1 protein-coding gene is annotated in these 363 nt (G+C 54.8%); it reads right to left on the bottom strand.

Annotated elements, in window-relative coordinates; genetic code table 11:
- Positions 1-363 (bottom strand): phage tail protein (locus tag AC0YKC_RS34020; protein WP_488514250.1); only part of this gene is annotated, 363 nt, incomplete at both ends.

Raw genomic sequence — 363 nt, 5'->3', positions numbered from 1 at the left:
GTGAGCATGAGCCCCCGTGTTATTCGTCGATTTGGTGCCGTAATCGAAACTGCCTGTTGTTTTCGTCCCGTAATCAAACGACGATGTGGTTTTCGTCCCCAAATCCGTACCGGATGCACTGGCACTGTGGGTGTGCGACTTAATTCCATCCTGTTCCTGAGACAATACAGCACGACCGCTGGCGGGTTTCCCCTTGATTGTCCAGCCTCGCATATCAGGAAGCACACCCGATGGATACGCGACAGCAAGTTTTGGGTAGGCTGATTTGTCAAACGCCTGCCCCTGCATCAGGACGTAGCCAGACGGAACGATATCTGATGGCCACGGGATCGGCGCACCTGCCGGAAAGGCCGAATTCTCACC

The organism is Mesorhizobium sp. CNPSo 4661 (genome assembly GCF_057784215.1).
This window is presented reverse-complemented; position numbering and strand designations above follow the sequence as displayed.